Below are 280 nucleotides of genomic sequence, written 5' to 3'. Positions count from 1 at the left end.
GACCTTTCAGGCCGCCGACGTAAAGATGCCCGTCAAACCAAGTAGCCGCATAAAAATTGTCATGTATGCCCGTATGCAAAGCATGGAAATGGTTGCCTTTCCCTCGGACCAGCACTCCGTTGTTTCCGCCAGCATAAACAAACCCATCCCCCGCGCAGTGCACGCAGTTGAGGTCAACATTGGTCGGCTTTTCTGCCTGAAGCCACATATTCCCGTCGAAGTAAAAAATCAACCCCTCCCTGCCTACACAAAAGATAGCGGCTTCGGAGTATCCATCGAC

General features: G+C 51.8%; 1 pseudogene. It reads right to left on the bottom strand.

From position 1 onward, the window contains the following. A pseudogene (locus tag F2P45_RS35925) lies at positions 1-280 on the bottom strand (hypothetical protein); the annotation flags it as partial.

This window comes from Massilia mucilaginosa (assembly GCF_011682145.1).
GTDB classification, from domain to species: domain Bacteria; phylum Pseudomonadota; class Gammaproteobacteria; order Burkholderiales; family Burkholderiaceae_D; genus Telluria_A; species Telluria_A mucilaginosa.
Note: the sequence above shows the minus strand (reverse complement) of the source record. Positions and strands in the feature narration are given on the sequence as shown.